The organism is Geobacillus sp. PLS 41 (genome assembly GCF_056494105.1).
Map to the genome: position 1 here is coordinate 3,116,298 of NZ_CM151395.1, position 13,666 is coordinate 3,129,963.

Genomic DNA, 13,666 nt, shown 5'->3' on the forward strand with positions numbered 1-13,666 from the left:
TGCAGGGCATCCCGTTTTTTCAGATGCCCTGCAGATGACGCCCTTTTTTTGCGTCCGGTATCATTATTTTCCTCCAGTAAACGAAATGCCTTTGATGAAATAACGGTTGAAAAACGCATAAATGACCAACACTGGCAGCGTAAACACCATCGATGCAGCCATAATGTAGTTCCAGTAGCTGATGTATTACCCTTTGAAGCTGTTAAGCCCGAGCGGCAGCGTAAACAATTGCGGATCGGACAAAATAATGAGCGGGCGCATGAAATCGTTCCACGAACCCATGAAGACGAAAATGGCCTGAGCCGCCAGAGCTGGACGAGCGAGCGGCAATGTCATGCCCAACAATTGCACTTTATGAAAGGCCAGAAAGATCGCAAACCAAATCGGCCCGATAATAAAAAGAAGCAGCACAAATAAAGTAGGAGACAAAAACAGGTAGCTTGCCCCCGCTTCGCGCCACATTCGCTTCGTTGACATTCTTTTCATCTTATTCCCTCTCCTTGCCGAGAATCGAAAATCGCTATTCCCCTCTTTCTAACGCAGCCGAAAACAGCTGCAGTTAGAAAGAAAGGAACAGCTCCCTGGCAGAGCATGCCCGTCTGCCAGGGGCTGATTCGCCTTATTTGCTCTCGATTTCGCTATTGGCCGTTTTTTGCGCTTCTTTCAATGCCTCAGCAAGCGGACGTTCACCGAGGAAAGCGCTGACAAATTGGTTATTGAAGTTGTTCGTAATAATCGGCAAGTTCGTTCCGTTTTGCCATACAGTTGCATACGATGCGCCAGCGACAAGCAGTGCACGCAGCGGATCTTTGTCAAATCCTAGTGCCGCAGCGACCGATTTGCGCGTCGGCAAAGCGTATCTTATTTGCAATCTTTTTTAATGAAAAATTCCTCCTGTAATTCCCAACCATATCTCTTTGTTAGATCGTCCATACTAATCATACCTCATCAAAAAAACCATCAAGGAGGAATTTCATATGGCTCGTTCAAGCAACAAACTGCTTGTCCCAGGCATCGAACAAGCGTTGGAACAAATTAAGTACGAAATCGCCCAAGAGTTTGGCGTACAGCTCGGGGCTGGCACGGTTTCGCGCGCCAACGGCTCCGTCGGCGGAGAGATTACGAAACGGCTCATTGCTCAAGCACAAAGCGAATTGGCAGGACGAAAAATCGAGTAGGAGAGGGTGACTAACCCTCGTCCTCTCACACCACCGTACGTACCGTTCGGTATACGGCGGTTCCATTAAGTCTGACGCAGAGATTCATATCGTTGATAAAGACTCTTCAGCCCTTGGCTCTCCCAATAGGAGTTGCCAAGGGCTTTATGCAGGATGGGACTGGCGGCCACTCTCCAATATTTCTTCCGAGTGTTTCCCCATTCATATGCTTTCTGCTTGGGCACTCCTAAACTTTGCAGTTTTCGGACTCTGGTTCTCGGAAGTTTCCACTCTTTCCATTGGCACATGCGCAGCCTTCGTCGAATCCATCCATCTAGTTCTTTGAACACACTTGGGGTCTCTGCTAGCGAAAAGTATCCACACCATCCCAGAATGTATTGATTGAGCTGTTCGATTCGTTCGGGCATGGGAATCGGTTTCGATCGGCTCGTCATGGTGCGTATCCTTTGCTTCATGCGCCGAATGCTTTCCTTTGCAATTCGGATTTTTGGCTCCTTACTTGGGGTGAAGCTAAAACCGAGGAATTTTCTCCTCCACGGACGATCCACTGCCGATTTGGTTTCGTTGACTTTCAGCCGGAGTTTCTTTTCGATGAATGCCGTGATCGATTTCATCACCCGTTCCCCGGCCTTCTTCGTCCTTACGTAGATATTGCAGTCATCCGCATACCGTACAAACTTGTGCCCTCGTTTTTCCAATTCTTTGTCCAGCTCATCCAGGAGAATGTTGGACAGGAGTGGACTGAGCGGCCCTCCTTGTGGAGTCCCCTCTTGTGTTTCCATGACCACCCCGTTGATCATGACCCCTGCCTGTAGATACTTCCGTATCAACTTTAGGAGGATTTTGTCTGGAATTCGTTTCGCTAATATCCCCATCAGTTTGTCATGGTTGACTCGATCAAAGAACTTTTCCAAGTCGATATCTACCACCCATGTATATCCTTCCTGAATATACTGCTTCGCCTTTTTCACCGCGTCGTGTCCTCTTCGACCGGGACGAAACCCGTAGCTGTGTTCCGAAAAGGATGGGTCAAAGATCGGCGTGAGCACTTGGGCGATGGCCTGTTGGATGAACCGGTCTGTCACGGTCGGGATTCCTAGTAACCTGACTCCTCCGTTCGGTTTCGGGATTTCGACCCGTCGGACCGGGCAAGGTTCGTAGGTCCCTTCTTCTAAAGCGTGCCGTATCGCGTCCCAATGTTCCACGAGGTGTCTTCGCAGGTCTTTGACGGACATTCCATCGGTTCCATGGGACCCTTTATTCTTTTCCACTTGTTTGAGTGCTCGCAGGAGATTCTCTCGTGACATTACCTGTTTCATCCACATTCCGATTCTTCCTCTCTACGTGAACGGTCCGTTCTATTTGTGCCATCTTCTTCTCCACCCTCTTGAGGTTCCCCATGGACTTCACCATTTCCCCCCTCAAGCAGGCCCTTTCGGGTTATCTGCTTCATCAAAGAAGATGAACGCCTAGTGGCCGTTCTCCTTCATGGTTCGGTCCTTCCCCTTCTATCTAAGCTAGACGGGTACTATGACCTCTGCTGACTTCTGTCCGTTCAGCGTTGGATCGCTCCAACGGTTGCCAAGCGCACTTGGCTTCCCGGACAGACCTCCCCGGGTAAGAGTGCAGTCTTTCCTTCCATCCATCTGCTTCATTTACTCGGTATCACCTTCGGCAGAAAGGGCTTCGTTTTGTCGTGCAAACTCACCCAATGATACCCAGCCTCCTATGAAGTTCGTGTTCCTCAGACCGGAAGTTTGCCGCCCGCTTCCTTCAGATTCTGCGTCGCCGCAGACACCCTTGCGTTAAGCTAACTGCTACTTCTGCCTTCGCAGTTCGGGACTTTCACCCTATAGACTGCACCCATGCCGGGCGCACACGGAATAAAGCCGAGCGAAATCACTCGGCTTTTTTCGTTTTGGCATCCATCGCTTTCAAATGGCGGTGGGCGTCGGCTTGGCGGCGATGTCCCTCCTTGCCGCTGTCGCCCCCATTCCCCTTTTTCTTTTCATAATGAGCGCCTGGCCGCAACGGACGGGCGTTCCCATGGCTTTTCCATTTCACATAACTCTCTTTTTCAGGAGAAAGGCTTCCTTTGGTCGGATGAGAATGTTTCTGCTTGCGCGGCGACTGTTTTTCGTTTTTTGATGGCTTCGGGTTTGACTCGTTATGGTTCTGTTTCTTTGACGGCTGTTGTGTCGGTTGTTCTTTGACCGCTGGCATTTTGTTTTCTTTTTCTCCACCTTTGGCCTTATCTTTCCAACCTTCTCCTTTCCGGCCGTTTCCATCTGCCGAGCGGACAGATGCTGGCGCAGCCGGTTTCACCTTTTTCTCGATTTGCAATAGTTTTCCGGTTGTCATCCCCCGTTTGACAGCTTGGTTGCGCACTGCCATCGTACTATTGGCCGTGGTAATGACAATCCGGTCATCCGCCACTGACCGCTGGATTTCCGCGAGCGCTGCGGACAGCTTCCGCGCTGAAGAGGCGTCGCGCTCCCTCTCCACCGTCGTAATCAGCACTTCCCCGCCTTTCTTTAAATACCCCTTTTGTTCGCTTAACGCAATGATTTGTTTCGTTACCGAAGAAAACGGTTGACGTTTCCAGGAAGGAAGCGCCGCCAGCACCTTCTTTCCTTCCTCATTGTAAGCCTTCAGCGTCAACACGCGCAGCTCCGCGTCGACGCCCGCTTCCATGCTTGGGTTGATGTCGATCGACATGTAGGCGTACACCGCATTGGAAGGCCATTGAATCCAAGTCGCTAGAAGCACCGTGGCCGCCGTTAGAACGCTTATGAGCGCATATCGAAACGAACGGCGGCGAAACGGAAAAGGACGGCCAACCGCATTCGCTTTGACCTCTTCTCCAATCTCGCATTCTTTTTCTTTTTTCAATCGAAGAAATTCCCCTTCCGGCGTCAATACAGTGACGAACTCTTCATCCAACTCCAGCACAATTCCCTTTTTCACGATGAAAGCACCCCTTTTATATAGTCCTTCAAGTAAATGTAATCGCCTGCCAAAATGACCGCGACCGCAATAATGTATTTTCTGTTTCTCTCAATCGTCTTGCGGCTGACCGACGCCATCGTTTCCAGCTGTTTGATCGGCAGTTGCTTTTTTCGAAACAAAATACCAAGCCATTCGTCATTCGCAACAAGCAGTTCAGCCACACGAATAGCGTTGAGGCGGGCGTCTTTATGTTTTGGCGATTGTTCGACTAAATCGTGAAAATGAATGCCGAATTGTTTCAGCACTTGCTGGTAATGGAGAATTTCTTCCCGACGCTGTTCCTGTTCGATTTGCCTATAAAACTCCTCAACCGATAATTTCGCATCTACGTACGTTTGCGCCGCCTGCTCGCCGTTTTCTTCATCTTCGACATGCCATATGGCCTCTCGCGTTCTCACCTCTTTTCGAATGTAATCGATGAGGCGCCGCTTAATGAGCAGCTCCGCAAACGACAGAAAGGAACCTCCTTTGTGCAACGCATATTTTTCAATCGCTTCGTTAAAAGCGATCAGCCCGATGCTCGCCTCATCATCTTCCTCGCGGATGAACCTCTTGCATACACTTGAGACTGTTTTGACGATAAACGGCTTATATTGCCGGATAAGCTCATTGCGCAACGCTTCATTTTCCCGCTGAATTTCCACAACCGTCCGTTCAAGCGTTCTCTCTCTTCTTTTCAATAATGTCCCAAACACCCTTTTCACCCCGCTCATACAAAACCGGACTGACGCTCGTTCTTTATACTATTCGCACATCGCAATCCAAATATGACCGTCGTTCAAAGGGGATTTTTTTAGCTGTGCAAGTGAACACAGGTCCCCAAAAGAGCCCAACGCCGCCGCGCCGAGCACACGCCTTCCATCGGCAAAAAATCAGGTGTTTTTCCCATCTAATGAAAAAGGGGTGAAACGCGGTGTTGCCGAAAAGTTTGACGAAATGGAAAAAGGGGCTGTTTCCCCATTGGGACAGCCCCCTTTCCATTATGTGGCCGCTCATCCAGCCTTTTCTTCCGTCCGTGCCATTTCATTCAGCTCACTATGCTTGCGGCCGTAGATAAAGTAAATCACTAGACCGATCAGCAGCCACGAGACAAAACCGATCCATGTCATCGCCGGAAGCTGAAGAACGAGGTAGCCGCAGAATAAGACAGCCAAAATCGGGACGACCGGGACAAACGGAACGCGGAATGCCCGCTTTAAGTCCGGCTGCGTTTTACGCAACACCAACACGCCGATCGAGACGGTGATAAAGGCAAAGAGTGTGCCAATGTTCGTCAGTTCCGCCAATTTGTTGAGCGGGATGATGCCGGCGAATACCGCTACAGCCGCTCCCGTCAGCCACGTATTGACATACGGCACTTGGCGCGTCGGGCTGATGCGAGCAAACACTTTCGGCAGCAAACCGTCGCGGCTGATGGCGTAGAAGAGACGCGTCTGCCCATACATCATCACAAGGAGCACGGTCGTAATGCCGGCGATCGCCCCGAGCGAAATAAAGCCCGCCACCCAGTCTTGGTGGATATAGTTTAACGCAAACGCCACTGGGTTTTTCACGTTGAGCTGCTCGTACGGAACGATGCCTGTCAATACGAGTGAAACCGCAATATACAACAATGTGCACACAAGCAACGAGACGATGATGCCAATCGGCATATCACGCTGCGGATTGCGCACTTCTTCCGCCGCCGTCGACACCGCATCAAAGCCGATGTAAGCGAAAAACACCGTCGCCGCGCCGGTCGCCACGCCAGAGAAGCCATACGGCATAAACGGCGTCCAGTTCTCCGGTTTGACGTACCAAACACCGACCGCCAAAAAGAGCAGCACGACCGCCACTTTAATGGCAACGATCACCGCATTAAAACGAGCCGATTTTTTCGCACCTAAATTCAACAAAAACGTAATGAACAGAACGATGATAATCGCTGGCAAATCGATGAACGTTCCTTTCGCCGGATCATACGCACTCGTTAGCGCCTTCGGCAGCTCGATGCCAAAACCGGCAAGCAGTCCTTGGAAATAGCCGGACCAACCAACGGCGACCGCCGACGAAGCAACCCCGTATTCCAAAATCAAATCCCATCCCAAAATCCAAGCGATGAGCTCACCAAACGTGGCATAGCTGTAAGTGTAAGCGCTCCCCGACACTGGCACGGTTGAGGCAAATTCTGCGTAACAAAGCGCCGCAAACACACACGCCAACCCAGACAAAATGAACGAAAGAACGAGAGCCGGACCAGCGTGTTCCGCCGCCGCCACCCCAGTCAGGACGAAAATGCCTGTCCCGATAATGGCGCCGATGCCAAGCATCGTCAAATCAAATGCGCCTAACTCTTTTCGCAGCGAAGCTCCTTTTGCCCCCGATTCTTTCATGAGCAACTGAATCGGTTTTTTACGAAACAAATTCATAGATGTCTCCCCTTGTCGTTTTTTGTAGAAAATTGTTGAATTTTATTGTCGAATACAGTTGTCATTCTACATGATCCTTGTTTTTTTGTAAAGTGCGAAAATAAGAAAAACAGCAAAAAATTTTTTCCGTTTTGTGCGGCAAAGCAAAAAATAGTTTTTTTGAAATAACAAAAAATATTAATTTACAAATTTTTCAGATAAATATATAATGAATATGTGACAAATTTGCGACAGAAAGGAGGATGGTTCTTCCGATCATCGTCATGCATCGATATCTCATTTTGAAAACGCTTGAATTCAAATCAAGGAGGGATTTTCATGGCCGTCAAAAAGCAGTCGTTTTCCGATCCGGTCGGCGCTAATTACGAAGCGATCGCCCAGTCAGCTTCATTTCGCGCCCTCATCCAAGCGAAGAAACGCTTTATCGTTCCGGCGACCGTCTTTTTCTTCGTTTTTTACTTCACCCTTCCGGTATTAACGTCGTACTCGAAAGCACTCAATGCGCCGGCGATCGGGCCGGTCAGCTGGGCTTGGCTGTTTGCCTTTGCGCAATTTATCATGACATGGGCCTTATGCATCCTTTATTCGAAACGCGCAGCACAATTTGATGCCATCGTCGAGCAAGTGAAGCAAGAAGCGAAGGAAGGAGGAAACGCCTAATGCACGGGTTGGCCTTTTTCCTCTTTCTCATCATCGTTGCCTTGACGCTCGTCATTACGTACTACGCCTCCAAGCGCACGAAAACAACGAGCGAATTTTACACCGCTGACAGCAGCCTCACCGGCTGGCAAAACGGGCTCGCCATCGCCGGCGACTATATGTCCGCCGCCTCTTTTCTCGGCATTGCCGGCATGATCGCGCTGACGGGATTTGACGGCTTCTTTTACAGCATCGGCTTCCTTGTCGCTTATCTTGTCGTCTTGTATATCGTCGCCGAACCGCTTCGCAACCTCGGCAAATACACGATGGCCGATATGATCGCCGCCCGTTTTGACGATAAGAAAGTGCGCGGCGTCGCGGCGTTAAATACGATCGCCATCTCGATTTTCTATATGATCGCCCAGCTTGTCGGCGCCGGCGGCCTCATCAAGCTTCTGTTGGGCTTAGACTACGTTTATTCCGTCTTGATCGTCGGCGTTTTAATGACCGTGTATGTCGTATTTGGCGGCATGACGGCCACGAGCTGGGTGCAAATCGTCAAAGCCGTCTTATTGATGGTCGGTACGTTTATCATTTCCATCATCGTCTTTGCTAAATTCGATTTCAGCATCGCCAAAATGTTCCATGAAGTCAAAACCGCGACACCGCTTGGCGAAGCGTTTTTAAACCCGGGCAACAAGTTTAAAGACCCGCTCGATACGATTTCCTTAAACTTGGCGCTCGTGTTGGGGACGGCCGGGCTGCCGCATATTTTGATCCGCTTCTTTACGGTCAAAGACGCGCCGACCGCGCGCAAATCGGTCGTGTATGCAACATGGATCATTGGGATTTTCTACGTAATGACGATCTTTTTAGGGTTTGGCGCCGCCGCGTTCGTCGGCTATGACAAAATCGTCGCCGCCAATCCGGCCGGCAATATGGCCGCCCCGCTGTTGGCAGAAGCCCTTGGCGGAGATTTCTTGTTCGCTTTCATCTCTGCCGTAGCGTTTGCGACCATTTTGGCCGTTGTCGCCGGGCTCGTTCTGTCAGCCGCCTCGGCGTTTGCCCATGACTTTTACAGCCATATTTTGCGGCGCGGCCAAGCGACGGAAAAAGAACAAATGCTCGCCGCCCGCTGGGCGTCTGTCGGCGTTTCCGTATTATCGATTTTGTTGGCGCTGGTCGCGCAAAAAATGAACGTCGCGTTCCTTGTATCACTGGCATTTGCGGTCGCCGCCAGCGCCAACTTGCCGACGATCGTATTCACCATTTTCTGGCGCCGCTTTAACACGACTGGAGCGATTACGGGGATGCTTGTCGGCCTGATCAGCGCCTTGGTGCTCGTCTTCTTCAGCCCGAACGTCTGGTCGCCGCAGCCGGGTGCTGCCATTTTCGTCGGCGAACCGCTCTTTAAGCTCGCCAACCCGGGCATCATCTCGATTCCGCTCGGCTTTGTCGGCGCCATCGTCGGCACGCTCGTCTCGTCGAAAAAAGCGGATGAAAAGAAATATACGGAAATTGTCGTCAAGGCGAATACTGGGATCGGACGCGTGTAACACAACGAAGAAGGGGCTGATCCAAAACGCGAATGCGTTTTGGGTCAGCCCCAAATTGGCGTTACAACAGTTTGTATAGGTAATATTCATTGACAAATTCTCCGCCCACTCTTAATGATTGAACCCTCTCGCCTTCTAATACGAATCCCATCTTCCTATATAAGTTGAACGCCTTATCGTTCCCTTTCATGACCGTAAGTCCTAATCTCGAAATTCCAACTTCCTTTGCCCACTCAAACGCTTTGTTGAATAGTTTAGTGGCAATGCCCTGTCCTTGATAGTCTTCAAGAACTCCCAAAACAACATTGGCAGAATGTCGATTTCGTTTTACATCGCCTCCCTTTTATCATCCTTTATGCCGTCGCCGTACGATGAAACACCTTCGCAAACTGCGTATACCGCTCCACTTGGCGGCGGTCGACTTCATAGCCGATGCCCGGGGCGTTCGGCACGCGGATCAAGCCGCCTTGCACCTCGACTTCCGGTGTGATAATATCCCGCTCCCAATAATGGGACGACGCGGCGGTGTCGCCGGGAAGCGCGAAGTTTTCCAACGTCGTGATCGCGATATTGTGGGCGCGCCCGACCCCTGCTTCCAGCATCCCCCCGCACCAGACCGAAACGCCGCGCTCAGCGCAAAGATCGTGGATGCGCTTCGCCTCCCAAAGCCCGCCGACGCGCCCGATTTTGATGTTGATGATGCGGCAGCTGCCAAGGTCAAGCGCCTTGCGCGCATCGTCATAGGAACGAATGCTTTCATCAAGGCAAATCGGCGTCTGAAGAAGCGGCTGCAGCCGGGCGTGATCGACAAGATCGTCAGCGGCGAGCGGCTGTTCGATCATCATCAGCCCAAATTCATCGAGCGCCTGAAGCCGCTTGGCGTCAGCGAACGTATACGCCGAATTGGCATCCGCCATGAGCGGCACGTCGGGAAACGCGCGCCGCACGTCGCGAATGACATCAACATCCCATCCCGGTTTGATCTTCACTTTGATCCGCCGGTACCCTTGCGCCACATACCGCTCAATCACCTGAAGCAGATCGTCGACCGTCGGCTGGATGCCAATGCTGACGCCGACTTCAATTTCCTTTTTCGTTCCCCCGAGAGCTTGACAAAGCGGGACGCCGAGCCGCTTCGCATATAAATCCCATACCGCTCCCTCAAGCGCCGCTTTCGCCATGTTGTTTTGGCGGATGGCGGCAAATCGCTCTGGCAATTCCGCTGGATGCCTAAGCGGCTTCGAAAACAAGAGCGGCACGAGAAACTCTTCAAGCATATGCCAGTTCGTTTTCACCGTTTCCTCGCTGTACCACGGGGCGGAAAACGCAACCGATTCGCCCCAGCCGGAAACGCCATCGCAGTCGACCGCCTCCACTAAAATAAACTCTTTCGTTTGAAACGTGCCGAAGCTCGTTGTAAACGGCGCCTTCAACTCCATTTGCAAATGGCGCAATATGACGTACTCGATGTTGATCGCCATTCCTCTTCCCCTTTCTGCGGCAGTCATTCGTTTCTCCTCACCCATATGTAGTGCATCGCCGGCTCCCCGGAACGGCGCCAAGCGCCGGCGGCAATCCAGCCTTCCGTGAGCAACCGCTGAAACAGAGCGCGCGTCGCCAGCCGCCACTCAAGCGCCAGCGCGAGATCCCGCTCTTTCAGCTGCGGAAAGTCAAGCGGAACCGCAGCCAACAACAGCGGTGCTGCTGTTTCATCGATGTCTCTCAGCAAGGGCCGCAACAGACCGTCAGCCCTTTGACCTGCCTCGAGCACCGTCAGACTTCTGGCCTTGAGAAGATCAGCTTTAGCCAAGCTCCGCTCCCCGGTCGGACGCTCATCAAGCCGCCATTCGACAATGAAGCGGTCGGACGGCAGTTGACCGTTCAACGCGTCATTCATTTCGCCGTAGCAGTTTTCCACATACTCGACGCCAAGGGCCCCAAGCTTCGCCAAGTTCAAATAGCCGTTTCGACTTTGCAACGGGTCATACGTCCAGCGGATGACTCGATAACCGCGCCGCCGCGCTTCTTCCGCCTGTTTCATTTTCAAGCGATAGCCGAGGCCACGATCACGAAACGATTCAGCAATCCCCATCATATGGGAACAAAGATACAATTCCCCATTTCGAAACCCAGGAAAGCTGTAGACAAAGCCGACAAGCTTCCCGTCCGCATACGCCCCGATGATAATGCCCCCGTTTTTCGCCACCGTCAGCGTTTGATGGAGCGGAACCGGCGCCGTTTTCCAAATCTCCTCCTCAAGCCTGGCCATCTCTTTCAACTGTTCGATCGTCTCAATGATTTGCAGCGACAGAGACACGTTCTTTCTCTCCCTGTGGCGCAAACGTCGAAAACGTATGGATGACCGTTCGCGCCAAAATTTCCACGCCGGAAAGCAAATCGTCGCGCCGGAATGTCATCTGCGGATGATGGAGCCCAGGGCGCAAGTCACAGCCTAACCCGAGCATCGTTGTCTTCAGCTCCGGTTTTTGAAAGGAATAAAAATGGAAATCCTCTCCTCCCGATGTCACAACCGGCGGAACGCATTTTTCCGTCCCTAAAGTCGTGATAATCGCCTCCTCCATCAGCCGCACAGCATCTGGATCAGGATCAGCGGCGACGATGCGCGTCCGCTCAACAAGCTCAATATCAGCTCCGTAAATCGCAGCGACCCCATTGATCACATGGCGCAGCCCCTCGACGAGCCGCTCCATCGCCTCGTTCGTTTGCGCCCGCAAATCAAGGGCAAATTCCGCGTAGTCCGGGATCGTGTTCGCATCTTTTTCACCGGCGTGAAACTTCGTCATTTTGATCGACGCTGGCACTTGTGGGTCGATATGAATTTTGCCGAGCTCCTGCACGATGGCGCTGCCGACTTCAATGACGTTGACGCCTAAATGCGGCCGCGCGGCATGCGCCGCCACGCCGCGAATCCGCCCCTCGATGCATTGCGCCGCTCCGTGAATGATCGCTGGAGACGCATAACCGCCTTTTACCTCTTGAATTGGGCGCAAATGAACGCCGTACAAAAACGTTAGGCCATCAGCCGCTCCTTTTTCGATCATCTTCAGCGCCCCCGTGCCTTTTTCCTCAGCCGGCTGGAACAAAAACCGCAGCGTCCCCGGCGGCTCATAGCCGATGCGGCGAAGCAATTTCGCCACGCCAAGCACAATCGTCATGTGAGCGTCGTGCCCGCACGCGTGGTTCGGCTGCCAAACGCCGTCAACTTCTTGCCAAAGAGCGTCCATATCGCTGCGCACTCCGACCATCAACGGCCCTGTGCCAATTTCCGCCACCACGCCCGGACAATCGGCAAACGTCCGCGCCCGATACCCTTCGCGCTCCAACTCTCGGCGAAGAAATTCGGTTGTTTGCCACTCTTCCCAACTGATTTCTGGATGACGATGAAGGTGATCGAAAATCTCCCATAGCTCCGCCTTCATCTGCTGAACAATTTCTTTCATCCCGCTCTCCCCCGCTGTTTAAAATCAATAGAAAAAACATGGTTATATTCATTATAATATTCAAGCAAACAAATACAACGATAGGCAAATGATTGGAAAAAACAACTACACGCAGTTAAGGGCGGCGCTTGACCAGTTGGTTGACGACCTCAGAAAAAATGAGCCCCATCGCAATCGCCCCAGAAATCATGAACGCTTTTGCCGCTAGTGAAATGGCCGCATTGTAATCGTTCATGACAACATGGCGCATCGCCTCAAACGCTGTTCCGCCCGGCACAAGGGGAATAATGCCAGAGACGATAAAAATCGTCGCCGGCGTTCGATAGCGGCGGGCGAACCCGTTGCTTACAAAAGCGACGAAAAACGCCGCTGCAAACGTGGCGGCGACACCGTCCACCCCCGACCGGGCGGCGGCCATATACATCGCCCAGCCGCTCATGCCGACAAATCCGCTGTGCGGCAGCAATCGTTTCGGAATATTGAAAATGACGCCAAACAGCGATGACGCCACAAAGCTAAGCAACAGCTGCACAATCATCATCGGTACTCCCTGCTAACGAATCGATAAAATAAAGGCAATGCCGGTGCCGATCGCAAACGCGGTTAAAAACGCCTCAGCACCGCGCGACAAACCGGCGATCAAATGGCCGGCCATTAAATCGCGCACCGCATTGGTAATCGCCAGCCCCGGCACGAGCGGCATCACCGAGCCAATCATCATGTTTCCTACGTCCCTGACAAATCCGGCACTTTCCATCAACAGCACGATCCCACCGGCGACAAAAGCGGCAAAAAATTCAGCGAAGAATCGGATTTTCACGAACCGATGCATCATTTCAAAACACCAAAACGCCATTCCACCAGAAAGAAGGGAAGGGAGAAAATGATTCATGCCGCCTAACAGCGAGGCAAAACAAGCGCTCGCCGCCGCTGCGGCAGCGGTTTGCTGCCAAAGCGGATAACCGAGTGGCTGCTGCTGAACGCGTTCCAGTTCTTTGCGCGCTCCGTCGAGCGACAGTTCGCCGCTGCTGATGCGGCGGGAAATGTGGTTGACAAGCGCCACCTTGGATAAATCGGTCGAACGCTCGGAAATGCGAATAAACCGTGTTACATTCGTTCCCTCAACGGAAAACATGATGCCCGTTGGGGTCACATAGCTGTGTGAGCGGGAAACACCGAACGAAGCGGCGATACGCCCCATCGTATCTTCCACCCGGTACGTCTCCCCACCGCTTTCAAGCATCAATTTTCCCGCTAATAAACAAACATCAACAATGTCATCCACCCGCTCCGTCATGACCGGTTTGCTCCTTTCGTTTTCGCCCGGCATGGCATTGGCCGGTGCCCCCTTATCCCGTCAGCCCCACTAGGCGCTCATCGCAAAAACAAACTCCCACCAAACGGATTGGCAGGAG

The 13,666-nt window shown here is 52.2% G+C and carries 12 protein-coding genes and 3 pseudogenes; 3 read left to right on the forward strand and 12 right to left on the reverse strand.

What is annotated here, in order from left to right:
• Nucleotides 1–63: 63 nt before the first annotated feature.
• Nucleotides 64–336, reverse strand: a pseudogene (locus tag ACVX3G_RS15590) (carbohydrate ABC transporter permease); the annotation flags it as partial.
• Nucleotides 337–619: 283 nt separating this feature from the next.
• Nucleotides 620–859, reverse strand: a pseudogene (locus ACVX3G_RS15595) (sugar ABC transporter substrate-binding protein); the annotation flags it as partial.
• Nucleotides 860–977: 118 nt separating this feature from the next.
• On the opposite strand from ACVX3G_RS15595, the gene ACVX3G_RS15600 reads away from it, so the two are divergent.
• Nucleotides 978–1,178: an alpha/beta-type small acid-soluble spore protein gene (locus tag ACVX3G_RS15600; protein WP_014195255.1), complete on the forward strand. Its 201-nt coding sequence runs from the start codon at nucleotides 978–980 to the stop codon at nucleotides 1,176–1,178.
• A 65-nt stretch (nucleotides 1,179–1,243) separates the two neighbouring features.
• On the opposite strand, the gene ltrA is transcribed toward ACVX3G_RS15600, so the two are convergent.
• The 4 genes from ltrA to ACVX3G_RS15620 form a co-directional block, all read right to left on the reverse strand.
• Entirely contained in the window at nucleotides 1,244–2,503 is a 1,260-nt protein-coding gene (gene ltrA / locus ACVX3G_RS15605) for a group II intron reverse transcriptase/maturase (protein ID WP_011230853.1), read from the reverse strand.
• A gap of 574 nt (nucleotides 2,504–3,077) precedes the next feature.
• Nucleotides 3,078–4,145 carry an anti-sigma factor domain-containing protein gene (locus tag ACVX3G_RS15610; RefSeq protein WP_014195254.1) on the reverse strand — a complete coding sequence of 356 codons (1,068 nt, stop codon included), beginning with the start codon at nucleotides 4,143–4,145 and terminating at the stop codon, nucleotides 3,078–3,080.
• A complete protein-coding gene (gene sigI, locus ACVX3G_RS15615) occupies nucleotides 4,142–4,900 on the reverse strand; it encodes an RNA polymerase sigma factor SigI (RefSeq protein WP_014195253.1) in 759 nt (252 codons plus the stop codon). The genes ACVX3G_RS15610 and sigI overlap by 4 nt, the downstream gene beginning before the upstream one ends.
• A gap of 279 nt (nucleotides 4,901–5,179) precedes the next feature.
• Nucleotides 5,180–6,595 carry a branched-chain amino acid transporter BcaP gene (locus ACVX3G_RS15620; RefSeq protein ID WP_014195252.1) on the reverse strand — a complete coding sequence of 472 codons (1,416 nt, stop codon included), beginning with the start codon at nucleotides 6,593–6,595 and terminating at the stop codon, nucleotides 5,180–5,182.
• 318 nt (nucleotides 6,596–6,913) lie between these two features.
• On the opposite strand from ACVX3G_RS15620, the gene ACVX3G_RS15625 reads away from it, so the two are divergent.
• Entirely contained in the window at nucleotides 6,914–7,255 is a 342-nt protein-coding gene (locus ACVX3G_RS15625; protein WP_011230430.1) for a DUF485 domain-containing protein, read from the forward strand.
• Nucleotides 7,255–8,790 carry a solute symporter family protein gene (locus ACVX3G_RS15630; RefSeq protein ID WP_014195250.1) on the forward strand — a complete coding sequence of 512 codons (1,536 nt, stop codon included), beginning with the start codon at nucleotides 7,255–7,257 and terminating at the stop codon, nucleotides 8,788–8,790. Before ACVX3G_RS15625 ends, ACVX3G_RS15630 begins: the two co-directional genes overlap by 1 nt.
• A gap of 61 nt (nucleotides 8,791–8,851) precedes the next feature.
• Here ACVX3G_RS15630 and ACVX3G_RS15635 read toward each other — a convergent pair.
• The 6 genes and pseudogenes from ACVX3G_RS15635 to ACVX3G_RS15660 all read right to left on the reverse strand — a co-directional run.
• Nucleotides 8,852–9,100, reverse strand: a pseudogene (locus ACVX3G_RS15635) (N-acetyltransferase family protein); the annotation flags it as partial.
• 43 nt (nucleotides 9,101–9,143) lie between these two features.
• Nucleotides 9,144–10,271, reverse strand: a complete 1,128-nt coding sequence (gene menC, locus ACVX3G_RS15640) for an o-succinylbenzoate synthase (RefSeq protein ID WP_014195248.1) — start codon at nucleotides 10,269–10,271, stop codon at nucleotides 9,144–9,146.
• A 23-nt stretch (nucleotides 10,272–10,294) separates the two neighbouring features.
• Nucleotides 10,295–11,107: a GNAT family N-acetyltransferase gene (locus ACVX3G_RS15645; RefSeq protein WP_020279521.1), complete on the reverse strand. Its 813-nt coding sequence runs from the start codon at nucleotides 11,105–11,107 to the stop codon at nucleotides 10,295–10,297.
• Complete coding sequence (locus ACVX3G_RS15650) at nucleotides 11,082–12,251, reverse strand: M20 peptidase aminoacylase family protein (protein WP_014195246.1); 1,170 nt, start codon at nucleotides 12,249–12,251, stop codon at nucleotides 11,082–11,084. The genes ACVX3G_RS15645 and ACVX3G_RS15650 overlap by 26 nt, the downstream gene beginning before the upstream one ends.
• A gap of 115 nt (nucleotides 12,252–12,366) precedes the next feature.
• Nucleotides 12,367–12,792 carry a threonine/serine exporter family protein gene (locus ACVX3G_RS15655; protein ID WP_020279520.1) on the reverse strand — a complete coding sequence of 142 codons (426 nt, stop codon included), beginning with the start codon at nucleotides 12,790–12,792 and terminating at the stop codon, nucleotides 12,367–12,369.
• A gap of 12 nt (nucleotides 12,793–12,804) precedes the next feature.
• Nucleotides 12,805–13,548: a threonine/serine exporter family protein gene (locus ACVX3G_RS15660; RefSeq protein ID WP_014195245.1), complete on the reverse strand. Its 744-nt coding sequence runs from the start codon at nucleotides 13,546–13,548 to the stop codon at nucleotides 12,805–12,807.
• Between the last annotated feature and the right edge of the window lie 118 nt (nucleotides 13,549–13,666).